Genomic DNA, 19763 nt, shown 5'->3' on the forward strand with positions numbered 1-19763 from the left:
TGGCACTCGCCTGCCCGCTCAGCGCAGGCCAGCGAGCGCCGCGGCGACGGCTGCTACGCGCGCTTCATGCACGCGCTGCGGGATCTGGCGCTTGTCGGCAAGCGCTGCTGCAATCGCGCCGGCATCCACGCCGCGGAAGGCGGCGAGCAGGGTTCGCCACAGGGTGCCATGCGGGTCAGCCTGCTGTTCGAAGCCGGTGCGACCGTGAAAGTCGCAGGCGGCAACTGCGAGCAAACCCTCGAAGCGTTCCGGGCGGCGTAGCGCATCGCTGCGCTCCAGCAGTTTTGTGAGGGTGTCGGCACGCATCTCGCCGATCTTGTGGATGTTGCCGTGCTCGCGGGCAGCCAGTAGCGCCAGTTCGCGGCAGTCCACCGGCACCTTGAGGCGTGCGCAGACGGCTTCAACCAGCGGTAGGCCGAGCGCTTCGTGGCCGTAGTGGTGCGGCCAGTTCTCGCGCGGGGTGCAGCCCTTGCCGAGATCGTGCAGCAGTGCCGCCCAGCGCACCGGCAGGCTCATGTTGCGTGCTGCGGCCTGGTCGATCACCAGCAGCAAGTGGCGGCCAGTATCGATTTCGGGATGGTATTGCTCGGGCTGGGGCACGCCGAAGAGGGCGTCGAGTTCCGGCAGCAGGCGAGCCAGGGCGCCACATTCGCGCAGCACTTCGAGCATGCGCGCCGGGTGCTGATACATCAGGCCGCGCGAGAGCTCCTGCCATACGCGCTCGGAGACCAGATGATCGACCTCGCCGGCCGCCACCATCTCGCGCATCAGGGAGAGGGTTTCTGGCGCCAGCGTGAAGTCCGGCAAGCGCGCGGCAAAGCGCGCCACCCGCAATATGCGTACGGGATCTTCGGCGAAGGCCGGGCTGACATGGCGGAAGACGCGTGCTGCGAGATCGCGCTGGCCGCCATAGGGGTCGATCAGCGAGCCGTCAGCGGCCTGGGCGATGGCGTTGATGGTGAGGTCGCGCCGGATCAGGTCTTCTTCGAGCGTGACATCGGCATCGGTGTGGAAGACGAAGCCCTTGTAGCCGGGCGCCGTCTTGCGCTCGGTGCGGGCCAGGGCATATTCCTCGTGCGTGTGCGGATGAAGGAAGACCGGGAAGTCCTTGCCGACCGGCTTGTAGCCTGCGGCGACGAGGGCTTCGGGGGTGGCGCCGACCACGACCCAGTCGCGGTCCTGCACCGGCAGGCCGAGGAGGCGGTCGCGCACGGCGCCGCCGACGATGTAGCTGCTGAATTCCTGGGTCATTTTTTGGCGGGTGAGGCGGTGGGCTTGGCAGTGCCCGGTTCGTAGCGCAGATCCGGGTGCAGCAGTGGACCTTTGAGGCGTAGCGGAATCGGCTTGCCACGCAGGGCGGTGAGCTCGCGTGGTGCGGCTGGCAGGAGTTCGGCTTGCAGGCTGAAATCCATTTCGCCGCGCGGCAGGTCGGCTTGGCCGCCACCGCCAAGCTTGAGCCATTTGCTGCGCGTTTCGATGCGTTCGACCGCGAGCTTGCCTTGCTCGAACACGAAGCGGCTGTTGGCGCTACCCAGTTCGCTGCGTTCATCCGCGGCCGGGCTGCGCGCGGACATGCGCCCGGTACTGATGGCGGGGGCCAGCTCCTGCAGACTGCGCTCGAGATCCACGCCTTGCAGGGTGGCGTCAGTGAGGTTCCAGCGGATGGCGCCGCTGAGCGTTGCGAGCGGGGCCTGGCTGGCTTGCTGCAGCCAGCCGAGGCGGTAGGAGCCGCTGGCCTGGCCGCCTAGCGGCAGGGGCAGGCCGCTCTCCCGGGCGATGTCCGAGAGTGGCAGCGCACTGAAGTCACCTTGCAGGCTGACCCGGCTGCTGGCCGGCTCGACCAGCAGCTTGCCGGAGACTTCGCCGCCATGAATCCGGGCCAGAAAGCCGTCGGCACTGAGCTGGCCCTTGTCTATCAACAGGGGGCTTTGCAGGCTGGCAATCTCCACGCCACCGATGCGCAGGTGGGCGAGTTTCAGGCTGCCGCCAAGGCTGTACTGGTCCAGCGCAGGCAGGGTGAGCGGTGGCAGGCTGTTGCTGGGGCGGGCTTCCGCGAGCAGGCGATCGACATCAAGGCGGGTGGCGCCGAGCTCGAAGCGCCCGCTCAGTGGCCACAGTTGCTGCAGACGGGCCTTGAGCTGCAGCGCATCCTCGCCGAGCAAGGCCTGCAAGGTGAGCTCGTTGTTGCCAGCCTGCAGGCTGAAGCTGCCGTCGAGGCGTGCGCGTGCGGCCGGGGTATGCAGGCGTGGGTGTTGCAGGCCGATTTCGCCGGCAACCCGCTCGGCACGCAGCAGGCCGCTGAGCGGTTCGGCGTAGAGATCCAGCTTGAGCTGGCCTTCGCTGCCCAGCGTTTTGCCATACTGCTGCTTCCAGTCGAAGCGTGCCTGAGCGGTGTGGAAGCCGCGTGGGGCGGTGGCCTGCATTTCCGGCAGGTTCAGGCGCAATTCGCTTTGACCGTCCACTGTGCGCAGGGCCAACGTGGACTGGAAGTCGCGGCCCTGCAGGGTTTCGTCCAGCCAGCCGAGGTCGGGCGCGCTGGCGTTGAAATCCAGTGCCTGAGCCCCGGCGGCACCGCGCAGGCGGGCCTGCAGATCGGCCAGGCTGCCTTCGCGGCCGTAGCGTGCCCACAGCAGGCGCTGGGCATCGAGCTGCAAGGTGGCACCCTGCAGGCCATGGCTGTTGCCATCGAAGTTGGTGTGCAATTCGTCGAGGCTGCCGGAGGAGAGCCCGTCCTGCAGCTTAAGGCGCGCATCCCCGCGGAACTTCAGCTCGCTGGTGCTGGCTGCTTCGCTGAGTTCGCCTTGCCAGCTGAGCTTGCCGGCCATCTCGCTGGCGGGCAGGCTGGCGTCAAGCTGCAGGCCACGCAGCAGGATACGTTCGTTGCCGCCCTGCCGTTCGATGGCAAAGCGCGCCTCGTCCAGGCGCAGGCGCTCAAGCCGGAGTTGCCATTCCGGCAGGCCTGCCGAGGCGGGCGGATCGATCAGGTCGGTGAAGTTCCATTCGCCCTTGCGGTTGCGTTGCAGGCGGACACTTAGCCCGGTGACCCGCACGCCCCGCAGTTCGAAGATGCCCTGCAGCAGCGGCAGGGTAGCCAGCTCCAGGCGCAACTGGGTCACGCTGGCAAAAGCCTCGGAGCGGCCGGCCTCGGTCAGCGAGGCACGCTTGAGCAGCAGCGCCGGGCGCGGCCAGATGGAGAGTTGCGGCGGCTGGCTCATGAGCAGGCCGCGCTGGTGCACATCCTTGAAGTGGCGCGTGAGCGCTTGAGCGGTGTGCTCAGCATCGAAGCTGATCCACACCCACATGGCCAGTGCCGCCACTACAGCCATGATGCCGCCGAGGGTGAAGCCAAGCACGCGCAGGAGGATTGCCAGACGGATCTTCAAACCAGTGCTTCCGGAGCAGGGAGCGGCAATCATACTCCAGCCGCAGGAGCGCTTTCCTGACGCAGGTCGGCTGTGTGAGGCGAGTTTGCCGGAGACAAAAAGGGCCGCCCGAAGGCGGCCCGCAAGCTTTGACTGTGCAGCTGGATCAGTTGCAGCTGAGAGTGGCGTATGCCTTGCCCACGCCCGCGACGCTGGGCAGGTTGGCCTTCACGCAGGCCGGTGTGTGCGGCGTGTAGGTGTAGGGCAGGGTGATCGGGAAGGCGCCAGTGGTGGTCCAGTTGGAAGCACTCTTGTCACCGCTGGAGGGTGTCGACCAGGTGATGTTGTAGGTGGTGAAGTCAGCCGTGCTGGTGATGTTGTTGTTGCGCAGATCCCAGAAGCCGCAGTTGCTGCCGCCGTCATAGAAGCACACCACCGGATTCTTGGCGTTCTGGAAGTAGTTGCTTTCGATCAGCGCGTAGCCGGCTTGGCGGGTGTTGATGCCTGAGTCGCTGATACCGTCGTACAGGTTGTTGTAGACGTGGATCCAGCCACCGCGTTGCAGCGGCAGGCGGGCGTTCACGTTCTTGTAGTAGTTGTGGTGGTAGCTGATCTCGCGGCCGCCATCGATATCGCTGGACGAGGATCCATCCAGGCCGACTTTCTTGCTGTCGTGGATGTAGTTGTAGGACACGGTGATGTTGTGCGAGGCCTTCTTGATGTCGATGGCCGACTCGAAGGTTAGATCGCCGTCGGGCGAGCCGTTGCATTCGTTGTTTACGGCGAACATCTCGTTGTGGTCGATCCACACATTGGAACCGCCGTCGATGCGGAACATGTCGGCATCGTTGCTGGCACCACCGAGTGCGCCGATCTTCATGTTGCGCACGATGACGTTGTTCGAACCACCGTTGATCACGATGCCGAAGTTGGCCGACGAGCCGTTGGCGCCTTCAATGGTGATGCCTGCGGTGTAGTTCTTCACTTCGACATAGCGGTAGGCATCGTCCCAGTGCGGCGCCGGGCAATCGTGATTGGCGTCAATGGTGGAGTCCGCGACGATCTGGGCAATCAATGCGTCTTCATTGCCGGTGTAAGTGATGTGCAGCGGATAGGCTCCGGTAGCCACCTTGGTGCCGGCATCGTCGTAGCGCGCGTTGGCAATGATGGTGTTGATTTCGGTGTGGCTGGCTGCAGTGAATTTGCGTGCACTGGTAACGTTGCCGCCCGTTGCAGTGGAGAAACCACCGGAAGTCGTTGCGGCGGCACCGCCGGCAACGCTTGAAGCGGCTGTGCTGGAGACCGACGACGAGGCCTTGCTCGATGAGGTAGCGGCTGTGCTGCTGGTCGCGGCGCTGGAGGCTGCTGTGGATGAGGTGACCGAACTCGAAGTGGCCGAGGCGTTCGTGCTGGAGACTGACGACGAGGCTTTGCTCGACGAGGTGGCGGCTGTGCTGTTGGCTGCGGAACTGGCCGAGGTTTGACTCGGGCTGCTGCTGGCAGTGCTGGTGGTTTCGCTGGATGACCCGCCACCACCACCGCCACAGGCGGTGAGCGCGACGCTCAGGATGGATGTCAGAAGAGTGGCTTTCAGGCCATGAGAGAGCTGCTGCATGATTCCTCCAGTTCCTTGCCGGCTTGTTATCAGGACGGGGAATGTAGGAAAAATTCCGACAAGGTGGCTGGATGTTAATCTGACAGTTTTTGTTAAAAACGTGAAATTTGTCACAATCCGACGAGCGGTGGCGGGCGCGCGCCAGGCGACCGTTCGCTGGCGTATGGGTGGCTATTCCGCGTCGGTTTCGTGCTCAGACCGGATGGCCTTGAAACGCGCTAGGGTGTGCTCACGCGCGGTGGCATGATCGACGCTCGGGGCCGGATAGTGGCGGCCGATCACGCAGCCAATGGCGTTCTGCTCGGCGGGTTTGAGTTTCCACGGGGCGTGGATGAACTTGTCCGGCACCGCCGCGAGTTCCGGTACATAGCGGCGGATGAACTTGCCTTGCGGATCGAACTTCTCCGATTGGGTGATCGGGTTGAAGATCCGGAACCAAGGTTGGGCATCGCAGCCGGTGGAGGCGGCCCATTGCCAGCCACCGTTGTTGGCGGCCAGATCGTAGTCGAGCAGCCACTGCGCGAAAAAGCGCTCGCCACGCAGCCAGTGAATGCCCAGATCCTTGGTGAGGAAACTGGCGCTGACCATGCGCAGGCGGTTGTGCATGAAGCCGCTGGCGAGCAGCTGGCGCTGCGCAGCATCGACCAGCGGGTAGCCGGTGCGGCCTTCGCACCAGGCATCGAACAGGGCATCGGCAGCCGGGCCTTGTTCCCAGTGCAGCGCGTCGAACTCCGGTTTGTAGGCATGCTCGACCACGTGGGGATGGTTGAACAGCAACTGCTGGTAGAACTCGCGCCAGATCAGTTCCGACAACCAGCTTTCGGCGCCGGCGCCACTGCGCGCGTGGGCATTGCCGGCCAGTGCGCGGATCGATACGGTGCCAAAGCGCAGGTGGGTGGACAGGTAGGACACCCCCTTCACAGCGGGGAAATCGCGCGCCGCGTGGTACTGGTTGATGCGCCCGGTGAATGCCTCCCACAAGGCTTCGCCACCACTCATGCCGGGAGCGACACGCAAATCGCAGGTCTCGAATCCGAGGGCACTCAGCGCCGGCAGGTGGCTGCCTTCCGGCGGCGAGGCAAGATGACCGGCGAAATCGGCAACCGGCCAGGCTCCCAGATCGCGCGGCTGCACACTGCGCAACCAGGCATTCTTGTAGGGCGTGAATACGCCGAAGGGCTTGCCGGACTGGGTCAGGATCTCGCGTCGCTCGAAGATCACCTGATCCTTGAAGGAGCGGAAGACAATGCCATTGTCTTTCAGGCTGTTTGCCACGCGGGTATCGCGGGCGATCGCGGCCGGCTCGTAGTCATGGTTGGCGAAAACCGTCACCACTTTCAATTCATTCGCGAGGCGCGGGATTTCTTCCTCTGCGCGGCCATGACGCACGATCAGGCCACCGCCTTTTTCGCGCAAACGGGCATCCAGCTCGGCGAGGCTGGCATGGATGAAGCTCACCCGTCTATCCTGCCGGGAAGGCAGCGCGTCGAGGATGTCGGTGTCGAACACGAAGGCGCAGAACACTCTGGCGTGAGCCTGCAAGGCGTGGGAGAGCGCGGCGTGATCGAAATCGCGCAGATCGCGGCGGAACCAGACGAGGGCGGCAGGGTCGCGGGACATGGCTTCAGGTGGTTGCGGGCCGGAACAGGGCGCGGGCAAACAGGTTAAAATGGAATGGTGCAAAACGTGAACCTTACCCATCATTTCCTCATCGCCATGCCCGGGCTGGCCGATGGCCCTTTTGCCAAGGCACTGGTCTATCTGGCCGAACACAATGAGGACGGCGCGCTGGGCGTGGTAGTCAATCGCCCGCTCGATCTGGACATCAAAGAATTGATGGAGCGGATCGAGATTCCCCTCCAGCATGCCGAGCGCGGCGATGAATCGATCTACTTCGGCGGCCCGGTGCAGACCGATCGTGGCTTCGTGCTGCATCGCCCGCATGGTGACTGGCAGTCCAGCCTCAAGGTCACGCCCGAGATCGCCCTGACCAGTTCCAAGGACATCCTTCAGGCGCTAGCCGAACGTGGCGAACCGCAAGAATTGCTGATCACGCTCGGCTATGCCGGCTGGGGGGCAGGTCAGCTTGAGGAAGAACTGGCGCAGAACGCCTGGCTCACGGTGGCGGCCGATCCGCGCATCATCTTCGAGCGGCCGGCTGAGGAACGCCTGGACGCCGCCATTCATCTATTGGGCATCGACTTCGCGAATCTCTCCGACGTGGCTGGCCACGCCTGATGGGCACCCTCCTCGGCTTCGACTTTGGCACTGCCCGCATCGGCGTGGCTACCGGCGAAACCGAAACCCGCCTGGCCCAACCGCTGACGACCATCCACGGTGAGGCCAATGATCTGCGTTTCGGTGAGATCGAGAAGCTCATCAAGGAATGGCGCCCGGTGAGGCTGGTGGTCGGCTTGCCCAGCGCCTTGGATGGCACGGCCACCGAGATGACGGCGCGCTGCAAGCGCTTTGCCAACCAGTTGAATGGCCGCTTCGGCCTGCCGGTAGTGCTGGTGGATGAGCGCCTGTCATCCGCGGAAGCTGAAGAAATGTTGCGCGAAGTCAGCCGCAGCTGGCGCGAACGTAAACAACATCTCGATGCGCTGGCTGCCCAGCGCATCCTGCAAAGTTTTCTGGACACGGACAATCACGATGAACCTGCCTGACGCCAATGTGCTCTGCGAGCAACTCGCCACCCTGATCCGCCCGCAACTGCGGCCTGATACTGCACTGGTCGGTATTCACTCCGGCGGCGTGTGGGTGGCTGAGCGCCTGCATCAGCTACTGGACATCTCCGAACCGCTGGGCAGCATCGATGTGTCTTTCTATCGCGACGACTACGGCTCGCGCGGCCTGCATCCGCACCCGCAGAAGTCCGGCATCCCTTTCGACGTGAGCGAGCGCCACATCATCCTGGTGGATGACGTGCTCTACACCGGCCGCACCACGCGTGCCGCGTTGAATGAACTCTTCGACTATGGCCGCCCGGCCTGCGTGGATCTGGCTGTGCTGGTCGATCGTGGCGAGCGCCAACTGCCGATCGGCCCGACCTGGTGCGCCTGGCATCTGCCGGAGCGTCTGCCCGCAGGCAGCAAACTGGATCTGAAGCGCGATGTGGCCGGCAATCTTTCCCTGGAGGTGAAAAGTGCTTAATCCCCAGCTCACCAAGGATGGCCGCCTGCGCCATCTGCTGACCCTCGATGGCCTGCCCAAAGCCATCCTCACCGAGATCCTCGACATCGCTGCGCCCTTCACCGAAGTGGCCGAGCGCGAGGTCAAGAAGCTGCCCCTGCTGCGCGGCAAGAGCGTGTTCAACGTGTTCTTCGAGAACAGCACGCGCACCCGCACCACCTTCGAGATTGCCGCCAAGCGCCTGTCGGCCGACGTAATCAACCTCAACGTGTCGACTTCCTCGACCAGCAAGGGCGAGACCCTGCTCGACACGGTAGACAATCTCTGCGCCATGGGCGCCGACATGTTCGTGATGCGCCATGCCTCCAGCGGCGCGCCCTATCTCCTGGCCCAGCACCTGCGCAACACAGGCCGTGACCACATCAGCGTGGTCAATGCCGGCGATGGTCGCCATGCACATCCCACGCAAGGCCTGCTGGACATGTACACCATCCGCCACTACAAGCAGGATTTCACCAGGCTGACGGTGGCCATCGTCGGCGACGTGCTGCACTCGCGTGTGGCGCGCTCCGAGATCGCTGCGCTGACCACGCTGGGCGTGCCCGAGGTGCGCGTGATCGCCCCCAAGACGCTGCTGCCGACCGATGTCGAACGCATGGGCGTGCGTGTCTTCCACAACATGGAAGAGGGCCTCAAGGGCGTGGATGTGGTGATGATGCTGCGCCTGCAGAACGAGCGCATGAGTGGCGCGCTGCTGCCTTCCAGTGGCGAGTATTTCAAGTTTTACGGCCTCACCGAAGAGAAGCTGGCGCTCGCCGCCAAGGATGCCATCGTGCTGCACCCGGGGCCGATGAACCGCGGCGTGGAGATCGATTCGGCCGTGGCCGATGGCGATCATGCCGTGATCCTGCCGCAGGTGACTTTCGGCATTGCAGTGCGCATGGCGGTGATGAGCATGCTGGCAGCGGGGAACTGAGAACATGAAAATCCAGATTGCAAACGGCCGCGTGATCGACCCGGCCAACCAGATTGACGCCCAGCAGGATGTGTTTATCGAAGGAGGCAAGATCGTCGCCCTTGGCTGCGCCCCCGACGGCTTCGCCGCCGAGAAAATCATCGACGCCAAGGGCCTGATCGTCGCGCCGGGCCTGGTGGATCTGTCGGCCCGCCTGCGCGAGCCGGGCTTTGAATATCGTGCCACGCTCGAATCCGAGATGCAGGCCGCGATGGCCGGCGGCATTACCAGCCTCGCCTGCCCGCCAGATACCGACCCGGTGCTGGACGAGCCGGGCCTCGTGGAAATGCTGTGTTTTCGTGCCAAGAAGCTGCACTGCGCTCACGTCTATCCGGTCGGCGCGCTGACCAACAAGCTCGAAGGCAAGCGCATCACCGAGATGGCCGAACTGGTCGAAGCCGGTTGCGTGGCCTTCTCGCAAGTGAATACGCCGGTGGTCGATACCAACGTGCTCCTGCGCGCCATGCAGTACGCCGCCACTTTTGGCTTCCGCGTGTGGCTGCAACCGATCGACCCCTATCTGGGCAAGGGCGGTGTGGCGCACGATGGCGAAGTTGCCTCGCGCATGGGCCTCACCGGCATTCCGGTGGAAGCCGAAACCGTGGCGCTGGAAACCTATTTGACGCTGGCGCGCATGACCGGCGTAAAGCTGCACATCACGCGCATCTCGTCGGCCGCAGCGCTGAACGCCATCGAGCGTGCCCGCGCTGGCGGGCTGGACGTGACCTGCGACGTCGCCGCGCACCACCTGCACCTGTCAGACATGGATATCGGCTTTTTCAACCCGCAGTGTTATGTGGTGCCGCCGCTGCGCAGTCAGCGCGACCGCAGCGCCCTGCGTGCAGGTCTCGCCAGCGGCAAGATCAACGCCGTGTGTTCCGACCACACCCCGGTAGATGACGATGGTAAGCAGATGCCTTTCGCCGAAGCCGAGCCAGGCATGACCGGCCTTGAAACCCTGCTGCCGCTGGTGATCAAGTGGGCGCAGGAAGACAAGGTTTCCTTGCCCGACGCGCTGGCCCGCGTCACCGCCAGTGCCGCCAGCATCATGGGCATCACCAAGGGCGGCCATCTGGGCGTCGGCGCGCGTGCCGATGTGGTGATCTTCGATGCCGAAGCCGAGCAGGTACTCACCCGCGAAGCGCTCAAGAGCCAGGGCAAGAACACACCCTTCCTCGGCATGCCGCTGCCTGGCGTGGTCAAGCACACGCTGGTTGAAGGTCGGGTGATGTTTGGTTGATGTGTGCTTGATTGATGAAAACGCCCGGCAATCTGCCGGGCGTTTTGTTTTGGTGCCCCGGGATTTCAGAAGCGGGTGCTCCAGATCATGCCGACCGAGGCATCGTTATCTCCCTGGATGTTGTTCGCATCTTTTCGGTAGCTGGCTTGCAGTGTCATGTCGCTGAGTTTGCCGGTAGGCAAGGCGTAGGTGATGCGCTGCTCCAATTCCCTGCCATCCGGCCGCAGGCTGGCTGATTCATGCACGAGGTATGCCTCGCCGTCTTCCGCGATCATGGTGCTCGTCACGTTGATGTTTCCCTGGCTGACGCGCAGGGGCTGACGCAGGCTTAGGGTCAGGCGGTCACGTGGCACTAGCAGTTTGGTTTGCTGGTAGCTCGCGCTCCAGAACGTTGAGCGGATGCGGCTAGTTCCGGCAAAGAGGCCATCGGCCTGCGCCGCCGAGGTGCGTGCGTAGCCGCCTTCGAAGAGCAAGTGATGATTTGCACTTAAGCGCATGCCCAGTGTGGCCGCGTAGCTCATGCTGTTGTTGCGGCCCAGGCTCATTGCAGAGTGTGTGTCATAAGTGCTGCCGAGCAGACCATGCTGCTCGGTCAGTGCGCCGATCTTCACTCCGGTGCTGAACATCTGGGTGAGCTGGTAATTCATGCCCAACTGTATCCCTTGTGCTTCGGGGGTCGCCCAGGAGGGAGACCAGTTCCCGTTGCGGCCTGCTTCGGTTGCAGCCGTGTTGCTCCAGCTGGCAGCAAAGCGCAGCGACTGACTTAGTGGCAGGCCAGCCGCAACCAGTGCGCCGCCCTGGCTGAGGTTCATCAGGTCGGGGAGTGCGCTGTCATGTGAGAGCCAGGCCAGGTTTTCATCGCCGGTCATGGCGCGCGTGAAGGCGTACTGTGCCGGATAGCCGTAGCCCATCGCGATGCTGGTGCCGCTGGCGTCGGTGAACATGGCGAAGCCTTGCTGACGTTGCGAGGCCAGTTCTTCGTTGAAGCCGAATTCACCCAGGTGGTCTCTGGGGCTGTCACTGGGCCCCTGCCAGTAGGCGAGTTCGCGCCCGTCCGCGAGTTTGATTGCACGAGGGCCCTTGTTGACGTTCGTAGGCAGCGCATTGAGGCTGGCTTTGGCTGCGGGGGATTTGATCAGGCCAGAGAGGTTGACCGTGAAGTTGCGCAGATAGGTATCCAGCGCGGTGTAGCTGGCGAGTTTTGACTGCACTGAGGCCATGCTGCCCAGCGCGCCGCTGCTGATCATGCTGCCGGTGAGGCTACTCAGGGCGATGGTGCTGCCATTTGCACGGGTCACGCTGAGAGTGCCATAGGGTTGAAATGCGCGGCCCAGATTCACAAGCCCGACGCCATAGGTGCTGTCAGCGCCTGCAGGGCCCAGGTCAGTGGCCGTGGCGAGCAGCAGGTCGATACTGGTGCCGCGAGTTTTCAGGATCGGCCAGGCCGATTGCAGCAGCAGCAACGAACCGCTGACGACAGGGGCCGCCATTGAGGTGCCGGACCAGTAAGACCAGGTACCGGTACCGGCTGTCGTGTAGGGGGCGAGAATGGATTCCCCCGGCGCGACAAGCCAGCGCAGCGAATAGCCCGTTGCCTGGCCATTGGTATTGACCAGCTTGCCGCTGCCGGGGGTATTGCTGAATGAGGACTTTGCATTGGTCGGGCTCACCGAGCCCACGAATACCAGTCGGCTGATGGCTTGGGCGGTCAGCCCGTTGGTATTGGCACCATTGAGTAGTGCGACATTGCTGTTGCCACCCGCCCAGACGATGAATGCGCCCTTGGATGCCGCATAGTTGATGGCGGCAACCATGTCGGCCGTGTTGCCGTAGGTGATTGAGACATTGATTACGCTCGCGCCGGCATCGGCAGCCTTGCGCACCCCGTTGGCCACGTCAGTGCTGTAGCCAGATCCGGAGGCATTAAGCACTTTTTTAGCAACGATGTTGGCGTTGGGGGCGACGCTGATCACGCTCCCTGCGGTCGTGGTGTAGCCGCCATAGCTTGCGTTCCAGGCGAAGGGTTTGTTGCCGGCCGCGATGGCTGCGACTGCCGTGCCATGGCTGTTGTCATCACGGAATCCGTTGCTGCAGCGAAAGCTGACAGCGGCGCAGGTGCTCAGGGTCTGTGAAACCTGTCCTGTGGCAAACGAAGGGTGGGTTGGATTGACTCCGGTGTCGACCACGCCGAGCAGCTGTCCGGTTCCCCAGTTGGCGGCCGACATGATTGCATCATTTACGCCAATCTGCCTGAGCCAGGGTGCATAGGTTGCCGCTTGAGCAAGGCCTGCTGGAAGAATCAGTGTCAGCAGGAGGACACCGTTACGGCGGGGGTGGTGACTTTTGTTTTGTGGCGCACTCATGCAGGTCTCCTGAATTGCTGATCAATCCGGAGGGGGCAAGCATGAACGGCAGGGCACAGCCCTGTGATGGGCTGTGTTCTGGCGGTCCCGCTGTCGTAGGTTGCCCCTTAGACCGGAAACTTTGCGACCCCGTCTTTCGACGGGTGTGCCTTTGTCGGACTTAGCTCTGATCAAGGTAAATCACGGGTGATCAGGTAACAACCCGACCCACAGAATTTGACAAAACGCAGGTTCTTGCAGGAGGAGGTCCAAAGCAATCCCTGTTCCGCTGCCTTTCGCTGGGTTTGTTTGTAGAATGCCGAACTGATTCCCCTGAAAATCCTTACAAACCAAGGACAAATACATGACCAAGCTGTTCATCGAAGATCTGGATCTGGCCGGCAAGCGCGTGCTGATGCGCGTGGACTTCAACGTGCCGGTGAACAATGGCGTCGTCGAGAGCGACAAGCGCATCCGCGCCGCCCTGCCGACCATCAAGTACGCGCTGGACAAGGGTGCTTCCGTCGTCCTGATGTCGCACCTCGGCCGCCCGGATGGCAAGGTCGTTGCCAAGTGCACCCTGGCCCCGGTGGCTGAGCGTCTGGAAAAACTGCTGGGCAAGCCGGTGAAATTCCTGTCGGACTGCGTCGGCGCTGAAGTCGAAGCCGTCACCAGCAAGCTCGCCGCTGGCGAAGTGGTGCTGCTCGAAAACGTGCGCTACCACCTGGAAGAAGAAGGCAAGGTCAAGGACAAGGAAGGCAACGTCACCAAGGCCACGCCGGAAGCCGTTGAAGCCTTCCGCGCAGCGCTCTCGCGCAACGGCGACGTGTTCGTGCTGGACGCCTTCGGCACCGCCCACCGCGCCCACAGCTCGGTGGTTGGCATCAATCTGCCGCGCGCTTCCGGCCTGCTCCTGAAGAAGGAACTGGATTTCCTCGGTGAAGCCGTGAACAAGCCGGTGCGTCCGCTGGTCGCGATCATTGGCGGCTCCAAGATCTCCGGCAAGATCGACGTGATCGAAGCCTTGCTGCCGAAGGTCGACAAGCTGCTGATCGGCGGCGGCATGGCCTTTACCTTCCTCAAGGCCCAAGGCCTGGAAGTCGGCAACTCGCTGTGCGAAAACGACAAGGTCGAACTCGCCAAGAGCCTGATGGCCAAGGCTGGCGACAAGCTGGTGCTGCCGATTGACACCATGGTCACCAAGAAGCTGGACTTCGGTGCCCGCACGCTGGATGGTCTGGTTGAAGTCGCTTCCACCGCCATCCCGGCGGATCAGGAAGGTGTCGACATCGGTTCCAAGAGCGCCGCGCTCTATGCCGATATCATCCGTGGCGCCAAGACCGTGCTGTGGAACGGCCCGATGGGCGTGTTCGAAATCGACGCTTCCGCCGTTGGCACCTACGCCGTGGCCAACGCGCTGACCGAAGCTACCGCCAAGGGCGCGATCACCATCGTCGGTGGTGGTGACTCCGTGGCAGCCGTCGAGAAGGCGGGTCTGGAAGATCAGGTCTCGCACGTCTCCACCGGTGGCGGCGCTTCGCTGGAATTCCTCGAAGGCAAGGCTCTGCCTGGCGTGGAAGCACTGTCGGAAAAGTAATCCTGGCTGTTTTCCGGATACAGAAAGGCCGACCCACGGGTCGGCCTTTTTCATGCGTGCGGGGCTTAGCCCGCCGCACCGGCAGCGCGGCGATCACGACGCAAATCGCGCTTGTCCTGATGCAGGTCGCGGCGATCCGTGTGCAGATCATGCCGTTCGGCCCGTACGCCACTCAGATCTCCGCTGCGGCGCTCGTGGCGCAATTCGCGGTGATCGGCATGCACGGCCTGTTTGTCGGAGCGGACTTCGCGACGGTCCTGGCGGATTTCGGGGGTGCGCGGAATGCTGGCTGCAAAGCTGCTGGCTGTGCTGAGCAGCAGGGCGAGTGGGATGAGCAGGGTACGGGCTTGCATGATGATCTCCTGAGTCTGAAGGCGGCGGCCTGCCGTCTGTGCAGATTAACGAAGCCCTGCCGCACTGGCTGACGCGTGCTTGCAAGCAAATGTAAGCGCCGTCCGAGTGGCCCCAGGCCCCTGCGGCCTTGCTGGAAGGTGCTTTCGGCTGAACTGGCGGTACTTCTTCGAAACATCTGCTTGCATCTGGCGCGCCTAGGGGCAGGCCGGCAGGATCGTCCTGCGCTGCGGCCTATAGTCAGATCATCCAGGCATTCCCGGGAGGCGATCATGACTGTCGTACTGACAGGAGGCTGTGCTTGCGGCGCAATCCGCTATGAATGCGAGGCGAAGCCGGCTGTGATGCTCAACTGTCATTGTCGGGATTGTCAGCGCAGCAGTGGCGGGGCTTTTGCGCCGCTGGTGGTGGTGCAGGCCGATCACTTTTGCCTGAGGCAGGGCGTGCCGAAGTATTTCGTGTCGGTGGCGGATAGCGGCAACACGGTGCGGCGAGGTTTCTGCGCGGAGTGCGGTTCGCCCTTGTTCATGTCAAGCGCGGCATTGCCCGGTTACATCGCCCTCAAGGCGGGCAGCCTGGACGATCCGACCCTGTTTCGTCCCGCTGCAGATCTGTGGACCCACAGCGCTCAGTGCTGGGACAGCATGAACCCGATCCTGCCCAAGTATGAATACGAGCCGGGGCATCCGCAGCAGAAGGTTCCGGAACACGCCTGATCGGGTCGGCCTCAGCGTCGGGTCGGGTACTCTTCCTCGATCTTGTCCTGGTAGTAGCCCATCGGTGAGCTACTGGCGAGGAAGCGCTGGGCGATCTCGTCGCCCACATTGGTGTGCTGGAGCACCTTGCCGCTTGAGAATTCGATTTCAAGAACGCGGCTGGCGCGATCATAGCCGGCGGATTTGATGCCGCCACGGTTGATCGGTTTGCGACTGATGCTCATGACCTCTCCTGTGACTTACCAGCGCAGGCGCTCGGCGCGCTGCTCGGACAGGCGCAGTTCACGCCCGGCGAGCTCACGTTCCAGGCGTAGCCGGGTCAGCTGGTTTGAATACTGGCGCAACTCTTCTTCGTTGCGCGCGCCTGGCATGCGGACTTCGATGCTGCGCTGTTCTTGCTCCAGATAGTCGATGTGCTCGCGGGCGAGGTGAATCTCACGCCCGGCTTCAAAACCGCGCAGGAAAGCCGCTTCGGAGCGCTCCGGGCATACCCCGGCATAGCGCTCTCCACGTCGGCCGGCGGAGAGGCCGTTGGCCGGCGTGCAGTAGAAATTCAGGCCGCGTTCGCGCCCCAGTCGCCAGGCCGTCTCGTCCGGCTCCAGGCGATACACGCGGCAGGATTTGCGGTGCGTGGAGATGCGCTCGGGCGCTTGGCCGTTCTGGCCGTCACGATAGCCGACGCGTTCCCAGTCTCCCTGCCGGCACTCGTCTTCGCTCAGCGTGGAGCAGCCGGCAAGGAGGCAGACGAAGAGCAGGGGCAGGGCGGTGGGATGCAGGCGGGGCATGGAGGCGTTCCGATGAAGGCAGCGCAAGTGTAACGCTTCAGCCTTCGCCGGGGCTGACAGGGCGTCCACAGGTCGTCCAGCCTCCGCCCGTCGCTCAGTGCCCGCAGCCGCAGCCCCCACCCTTGTTGCCGCCATGACCACCACAGCCACCCCCTTCATGTGCGTGCCCCTTGCCACCGCAGCACTCATGGTCGGGGTTGTCATGGCCTTTGCCACCGCAGCATTCATGATCGTCGCCGTGCGCGTGACCGCCACAGCCGCCGCCCGCTTGTTCGGCATGCGGATCGAAGGGCGGTGCGGCTTCCAGCTCACCGGCCTGGAACTGGGCGAGGGCTTCGGCCGCGGTGGCCGCTTCGCAGCCATACACCTGGATGCCGTTGCGCTGCAGCTCGAAGAGCAGGCGCGGATGGATTTCACTGCACAGGATGCCCTGGATGCCACTGACCAGCTCCTCGCTGATCGATTCGGGCTGGGCCCGGTCGAGCACATGAACGGCTTCGCCATCCACGATCACGAGATGCTGGGCGGCGCCGAAGTCGGCGTGCAGGGCGCTGGAGAGCCCTTCCGGGCTGGCGACGGGGATGCAGAGTTTCATGAAATTGCCTTCAGTACTTGGGTTAAATCGATAGGAGACGGCCCCGTGATTGCGGCCCTCTCCACCAGATCCTCTCCCGCGGGCGGGGGAGGAAAGCGTTGAGCGTCGCCCTGCGATGTGGATGAGATTCGCAGGGCCTTGCCGTTGAGCAGGGCATCGGCAATCTTGTGACGGGCACGGGCAAGGATGTTGCCGATGGTCTGGCGTGAGACACCCATGCGCAGCGCGACCTCGGTCTGGTAATGGCCGTCCAGGTCCGCCAGGCGCAAGGCCTCTAGCTCGTCGAGCTCCAGAGCGATTTCGTCCAGCGCGTGCAAGGGCACGCCGCGTGGCTTGAAGTAGTCTGAAACCGGTGTACATCGGATGCAGCGCTGCTTTTGGGGGCGAGCCATCGAAGCTTGATTATTGGCAAAAGCCAATTATTGTTTGGCGGCGAGAATTCCGGCGTTGATGTGGATCAGACTCTAAGGAGACCGAAATGCTGAAGAAGCTGTGCCTTGTGGCCTTGCTGGCTCTGACTGGCGGGCTGGTCAGTGCGAAAACGGTGCTGATCGATGTGCGCACGCCAGAGGAATATGCCGCGGGCCATCTGGAGGGGGCGCTGAACATTGATCATCAGCTGATCGGCCAGCGCATCGGCATGGCGGGCGTCAGCAAGGACGACGAAGTGCAGCTCTACTGCCGCTCCGGGCGGCGCTCCGCCCTTGCCGTGCAAACCCTCGGCAGCCTGGGCTACCGTAAGCTCATCGATCTGGGCTCGATGGAGACGGCCCGCGCCAAACTCTGCGCGGCCAAGGGCAATAAGGCCTGCTGAGGCGGGCATGAAAAAGGGCGGCCAGCGGCCGCCCCGATAAAGCGTAGGTCGCAGCGCTTACTTTTTCAGCGCGTCGCGGATCTCGCGCAGCAGCAGCACGTCTTCCGGTGTGGCGGGCGCTTCGGCCGGGGCGGCGGGCGCTTCGCGCTTGAGGCGGTTGATCTGCTTGATCATGATGAAGATCACGAAGGCCAGGATCGCGAAGTTGATCGCGATGGTGATGAAGTTGCCGTAGGCCAGCACCGGGATGCCGGCCTTCTTCAACGCGGCGAGATTGTTCTCCACACCGGCCGGCACGGTGCCTAGTACGAGAAACAGATTCGAGAAATCGATCTTGCCGACCACCGCGCCCACGATCGGCATGAACACGTCGCCCACCATCGAATCGACGATCTTGCCGAAGGCCCCGCCGATGATCACACCGACCGCCAGATCGACCACGTTCCCCTTGAGGGCGAACTCTCTGAATTCGCTGAAAAAGCTCATTTCCTGCTCCCTGTGAAGTGTTTATCAGTCGCTATTTCTGCCCAGTGGCATACTCCGAGTGTGCCCGAGCCGCCCCCTCGCGTGCAATTCCCGCCCTGCTTGCCGAGCATCCCGATGACACATCGCCACACATTCCTGCGCCGCCTGCTGCTGGCCGCCAGTTTCCTGCCCCTGTCGGCGCTGGCGGCCCCCGCCGGCGAGATGCTGGAGTTGCAGATTGCCGAACACGACACCCTGATCAGCATCAGCCAGCGCTTGCTCGCTCGCCCGGCGCAGTGGCCGCGCCTGCAGGAACTCAATGGCATTGCCGACCCGCAGCGCCTGAAGCCGGGCAGCACCCTGCGCATTCCCTATGCCCTGCTGCGCAGTGAGCCGCAGCAGGCGCGCGTCGAGTCGGTGCTGGGCGATGTGCGTGGCAGCAAGGGGCCGCTGCTGGCAGGTGTCCAGCTGGCCGTGAATGAAGTGATCAGCACCGGACCCGGCGCCTATGCCGTGCTGGTGCTGCCGGATGGCTCGCGCTGCATCGTGCAGCCCGATAGCCGCACCCGTATCGAGCTCTTGCAGCGCTTGCGCGGCACCGAGGTGCAGCAGAGCCGGCTGGAGGTGAGCCGCGGGCGCATCGAAACCAAGGTGCAGCCGCAACGTGGCCCGGCGGCGCGCTACGAAATCCGCACTCCAACGGCCGTGATCGGTGTGCGCGGCACCGAATTCCGTGCCGGTTACGACGGCATGGCGGCGCGTGTGGAAGTCACCGAGGGTGCGGTGGCGGCCAACCAGCAGCAGCGCATTGCGGCCGGTGAGGGCGCGGTGGTGGATGCGCGCGGCGTGCGCACCGAAACCCTCTTGCCGGCGCCTGCCACGGCCGCCATTCCAGCACTCTTTGAGCGCCCCCTGCTGCGCATTCCGCTGCCGGAAACAGCGGGGGCCGCAGCGCACCGCGTGATCGTGGCGGGCCCGGGCGGTTTCGCTTTGCCGGCAGCGGAGCAACTGGTGAGCGGAGGCGAGGTGCGGCTGGCCGATCTGCCTGATGGCGATTACCGCGTGCGTCTGCGTGCCGTGAGCGCCAGTGGGCTGGAGGGGCTGCACAGCGAAACCGCTTTTCGCCTCAAGGCGCGGCCCGAGCCGCCCTTCGTGAGCGGTGATCGCTCCGGCGGCAAGATCCAGGCCGAGCGTGTCGAATTCAGCTGGACGCGCAATCCGGAGGCGGCCCGTTACCGCCTGCAGGTCGCCGGCCCGGCGGGTTTCGAAGCGCCGGTGTTTGCGCGTGAGGATCTGACCGGCAGCAGCATCAATGTGGCGCTGGCGCCCGGCGAGTATCAATGGCGCCTGGGCTCGGTGCGGGCGGATGGCGATCGCGGCCCGTGGAGCGATGTGGTGTCCTTCACCCTCAAGGCGCCGCAGGGGCCACCTGCCACACCGGCCATCAGTGACGACGAAGTGGTGCTGGCCTGGCCGGCCGAGCCGGGCCAGCGCTTTGAGGTCGAGATGGCGCAGGATCTGGCCTTCAACCAGATCCATAGCCGCCGCGAGACGCAGGAAGCGCGCCTGGTCCTGCCCAAGCCCGAGCCCGGGCAATGGTTCGTCCGTGTGCGGGCCACCGATCCGGATGGCTTTGTCGGCCAGTGGAGCAGCCCGCAGCAGTTTGAGATCGAGGCTTACCGGCCCTGGTGGCTGCTCGGCGTGCCCGTGCTGCTCCTGTTGGCCCTGTGAGTG

The 19763-nt window shown here is 63.8% G+C and carries 20 protein-coding genes and 1 riboswitch; of the genes, 9 read left to right on the forward strand and 11 right to left on the reverse strand.

Annotation, left to right across the window (positions count from 1 at the left end; genetic code table 11):
- Positions 1–18: 18 nt before the first annotated feature.
- The 4 genes from HJ583_RS13315 to HJ583_RS13330 all read right to left on the reverse strand — a co-directional run bounded on the left by HJ583_RS13315 (position 19) and on the right by HJ583_RS13330 (position 6597).
- On the reverse strand, positions 19–1251 hold the full coding sequence (locus HJ583_RS13315) for a multifunctional CCA addition/repair protein (protein ID WP_170022369.1): 1233 nt from the start codon (positions 1249–1251) through the stop codon (positions 19–21).
- Positions 1248–3383, reverse strand: coding sequence for an AsmA family protein (locus tag HJ583_RS13320; RefSeq protein WP_170022370.1), 2136 nt, complete (start codon positions 3381–3383; stop codon positions 1248–1250). Before HJ583_RS13320 ends, HJ583_RS13315 begins: the two co-directional genes overlap by 4 nt.
- 145 nt (positions 3384–3528) lie before the next feature.
- Positions 3529–4977, reverse strand: coding sequence for a pectate lyase family protein (locus HJ583_RS13325; protein ID WP_170022371.1), 1449 nt, complete (start codon positions 4975–4977; stop codon positions 3529–3531).
- Between the two features lie 171 nt (positions 4978–5148).
- A complete protein-coding gene (locus tag HJ583_RS13330; RefSeq protein WP_170022372.1) occupies positions 5149–6597 on the reverse strand; it encodes a cryptochrome/photolyase family protein in 1449 nt (482 codons plus the stop codon).
- A 54-nt stretch (positions 6598–6651) separates the two neighbouring features.
- Between HJ583_RS13330 and HJ583_RS13335 the strand changes: the two genes are divergently transcribed.
- From HJ583_RS13335 to HJ583_RS13355, 5 genes are read left to right on the forward strand one after another with little or no spacing between them, the layout of a single operon-like run.
- Positions 6652–7215: a YqgE/AlgH family protein gene (locus HJ583_RS13335; RefSeq protein ID WP_170022373.1), complete on the forward strand. Its 564-nt coding sequence runs from the start codon at positions 6652–6654 to the stop codon at positions 7213–7215.
- Positions 7215–7643 carry a Holliday junction resolvase RuvX gene (gene ruvX, locus HJ583_RS13340; protein ID WP_170022374.1) on the forward strand — a complete coding sequence of 143 codons (429 nt, stop codon included), beginning with the start codon at positions 7215–7217 and terminating at the stop codon, positions 7641–7643. Before HJ583_RS13335 ends, ruvX begins: the two co-directional genes overlap by 1 nt.
- Positions 7630–8130 carry a bifunctional pyr operon transcriptional regulator/uracil phosphoribosyltransferase PyrR gene (pyrR, locus tag HJ583_RS13345; protein WP_170022375.1) on the forward strand — a complete coding sequence of 167 codons (501 nt, stop codon included), beginning with the start codon at positions 7630–7632 and terminating at the stop codon, positions 8128–8130. The genes ruvX and pyrR overlap by 14 nt, the downstream gene beginning before the upstream one ends.
- Positions 8123–9085 (forward strand): aspartate carbamoyltransferase catalytic subunit, encoded by a 963-nt coding sequence (locus HJ583_RS13350; RefSeq protein WP_170022376.1) that lies wholly within the window; start codon positions 8123–8125, stop codon positions 9083–9085. The genes pyrR and HJ583_RS13350 overlap by 8 nt, the downstream gene beginning before the upstream one ends.
- Positions 9086–9089: 4 nt before the next feature.
- On the forward strand, positions 9090–10364 hold the full coding sequence (locus HJ583_RS13355; RefSeq protein WP_170022377.1) for a dihydroorotase: 1275 nt from the start codon (positions 9090–9092) through the stop codon (positions 10362–10364).
- A gap of 65 nt (positions 10365–10429) precedes the next feature.
- Here the strand turns inward: HJ583_RS13355 and HJ583_RS13360 are convergent, their stop codons facing one another.
- Entirely contained in the window at positions 10430–12589 is a 2160-nt protein-coding gene (locus HJ583_RS13360) for a S8 family peptidase (protein WP_170022378.1), read from the reverse strand.
- A 215-nt stretch (positions 12590–12804) separates the two neighbouring features.
- Positions 12805–12887, reverse strand: a riboswitch (cyclic di-GMP riboswitch).
- Positions 12888–13070: 183 nt separating this feature from the next.
- Between HJ583_RS13360 and HJ583_RS13365 the strand changes: the two genes are divergently transcribed.
- Positions 13071–14303 (forward strand): phosphoglycerate kinase, encoded by a 1233-nt coding sequence (locus HJ583_RS13365; protein WP_170022379.1) that lies wholly within the window; start codon positions 13071–13073, stop codon positions 14301–14303.
- Positions 14304–14368: 65 nt separating this feature from the next.
- Here the strand turns inward: HJ583_RS13365 and HJ583_RS13370 are convergent, their stop codons facing one another.
- Positions 14369–14656 carry a hypothetical protein gene (locus HJ583_RS13370; protein WP_170022380.1) on the reverse strand — a complete coding sequence of 96 codons (288 nt, stop codon included), beginning with the start codon at positions 14654–14656 and terminating at the stop codon, positions 14369–14371.
- Positions 14657–14926: 270 nt separating this feature from the next.
- Between HJ583_RS13370 and HJ583_RS13375 the strand changes: the two genes are divergently transcribed.
- Positions 14927–15370: a GFA family protein gene (locus tag HJ583_RS13375; RefSeq protein WP_170022381.1), complete on the forward strand. Its 444-nt coding sequence runs from the start codon at positions 14927–14929 to the stop codon at positions 15368–15370.
- Positions 15371–15381: 11 nt separating this feature from the next.
- Here HJ583_RS13375 and HJ583_RS13380 read toward each other — a convergent pair whose 3' ends face one another.
- The 4 genes from HJ583_RS13380 to HJ583_RS13395 form a co-directional block, all read right to left on the reverse strand.
- Positions 15382–15594, reverse strand: coding sequence for a KTSC domain-containing protein (locus HJ583_RS13380; protein ID WP_101940837.1), 213 nt, complete (start codon positions 15592–15594; stop codon positions 15382–15384).
- Positions 15595–15609: 15 nt separating this feature from the next.
- Positions 15610–16155 carry a DUF2799 domain-containing protein gene (locus HJ583_RS13385; protein WP_170022382.1) on the reverse strand — a complete coding sequence of 182 codons (546 nt, stop codon included), beginning with the start codon at positions 16153–16155 and terminating at the stop codon, positions 15610–15612.
- 94 nt (positions 16156–16249) lie between these two features.
- On the reverse strand, positions 16250–16750 hold the full coding sequence (locus HJ583_RS18995; RefSeq protein ID WP_217423418.1) for a hypothetical protein: 501 nt from the start codon (positions 16748–16750) through the stop codon (positions 16250–16252).
- Complete coding sequence (locus HJ583_RS13395; RefSeq protein WP_170022383.1) at positions 16747–17142, reverse strand: DUF134 domain-containing protein; 396 nt, start codon at positions 17140–17142, stop codon at positions 16747–16749. Before HJ583_RS13395 ends, HJ583_RS18995 begins: the two co-directional genes overlap by 4 nt.
- 86 nt (positions 17143–17228) lie before the next feature.
- Between HJ583_RS13395 and HJ583_RS13400 the strand changes: the two genes are divergently transcribed.
- Positions 17229–17564: a rhodanese-like domain-containing protein gene (locus tag HJ583_RS13400; RefSeq protein WP_170022384.1), complete on the forward strand. Its 336-nt coding sequence runs from the start codon at positions 17229–17231 to the stop codon at positions 17562–17564.
- A gap of 57 nt (positions 17565–17621) precedes the next feature.
- Here the strand turns inward: HJ583_RS13400 and mscL are convergent, their stop codons facing one another.
- Positions 17622–18050, reverse strand: a complete 429-nt coding sequence (mscL, locus tag HJ583_RS13405) for a large conductance mechanosensitive channel protein MscL (protein WP_101940841.1) — start codon at positions 18048–18050, stop codon at positions 17622–17624.
- Between the two features lie 114 nt (positions 18051–18164).
- On the opposite strand from mscL, the gene HJ583_RS13410 reads away from it, so the two are divergent.
- Complete coding sequence (locus HJ583_RS13410) at positions 18165–19760, forward strand: FecR domain-containing protein (protein ID WP_170022385.1); 1596 nt, start codon at positions 18165–18167, stop codon at positions 19758–19760.
- Positions 19761–19763 lie beyond the last annotated feature (3 nt).

Source organism: Uliginosibacterium aquaticum, assembly GCF_012972705.2.
GTDB classification, from domain to species: domain Bacteria; phylum Pseudomonadota; class Gammaproteobacteria; order Burkholderiales; family Rhodocyclaceae; genus Uliginosibacterium; species Uliginosibacterium aquaticum.

Excerpts from the sequence above, each read along its gene's own strand:
- HJ583_RS13335 (WP_170022373.1), top strand. The coding sequence starts at position 6,652 with ATGGTGCAAAACGTGAACCTTACCCATCATTTCCTCATCGCCATGCCC.
- HJ583_RS13370 (WP_170022380.1), bottom strand. The coding sequence starts at position 14,656 with ATGCAAGCCCGTACCCTGCTCATCCCACTCGCCCTGCTGCTCAGCACA.
- HJ583_RS13325 (WP_170022371.1), bottom strand. The coding sequence starts at position 4,977 with ATGCAGCAGCTCTCTCATGGCCTGAAAGCCACTCTTCTGACATCCATC.
- pyrR (WP_170022375.1), top strand. The coding sequence starts at position 7,630 with ATGAACCTGCCTGACGCCAATGTGCTCTGCGAGCAACTCGCCACCCTG.
- HJ583_RS13380 (WP_101940837.1), bottom strand. The coding sequence starts at position 15,594 with ATGAGCATCAGTCGCAAACCGATCAACCGTGGCGGCATCAAATCCGCC.
- HJ583_RS13395 (WP_170022383.1), bottom strand. The coding sequence starts at position 17,142 with ATGGCTCGCCCCCAAAAGCAGCGCTGCATCCGATGTACACCGGTTTCA.
- HJ583_RS13385 (WP_170022382.1), bottom strand. The coding sequence starts at position 16,155 with ATGCCCCGCCTGCATCCCACCGCCCTGCCCCTGCTCTTCGTCTGCCTC.
- HJ583_RS13365 (WP_170022379.1), top strand. The coding sequence starts at position 13,071 with ATGACCAAGCTGTTCATCGAAGATCTGGATCTGGCCGGCAAGCGCGTG.
- HJ583_RS13355 (WP_170022377.1), top strand. The coding sequence starts at position 9,090 with ATGAAAATCCAGATTGCAAACGGCCGCGTGATCGACCCGGCCAACCAG.
- HJ583_RS13330 (WP_170022372.1), bottom strand. The coding sequence starts at position 6,597 with ATGTCCCGCGACCCTGCCGCCCTCGTCTGGTTCCGCCGCGATCTGCGC.
- HJ583_RS13375 (WP_170022381.1), top strand. The coding sequence starts at position 14,927 with ATGACTGTCGTACTGACAGGAGGCTGTGCTTGCGGCGCAATCCGCTAT.
- ruvX (WP_170022374.1), top strand. The coding sequence starts at position 7,215 with ATGGGCACCCTCCTCGGCTTCGACTTTGGCACTGCCCGCATCGGCGTG.
- HJ583_RS13360 (WP_170022378.1), bottom strand. The coding sequence starts at position 12,589 with ATGTCGGCCGCCAACTGGGGAACCGGACAGCTGCTCGGCGTGGTCGAC.
- HJ583_RS13410 (WP_170022385.1), top strand. The coding sequence starts at position 18,165 with ATGACACATCGCCACACATTCCTGCGCCGCCTGCTGCTGGCCGCCAGT.
- mscL (WP_101940841.1), bottom strand. The coding sequence starts at position 18,050 with ATGAGCTTTTTCAGCGAATTCAGAGAGTTCGCCCTCAAGGGGAACGTG.
- HJ583_RS13400 (WP_170022384.1), top strand. The coding sequence starts at position 17,229 with ATGCTGAAGAAGCTGTGCCTTGTGGCCTTGCTGGCTCTGACTGGCGGG.
- HJ583_RS13315 (WP_170022369.1), bottom strand. The coding sequence starts at position 1,251 with ATGACCCAGGAATTCAGCAGCTACATCGTCGGCGGCGCCGTGCGCGAC.
- HJ583_RS18995 (WP_217423418.1), bottom strand. The coding sequence starts at position 16,750 with ATGAAACTCTGCATCCCCGTCGCCAGCCCGGAAGGGCTCTCCAGCGCC.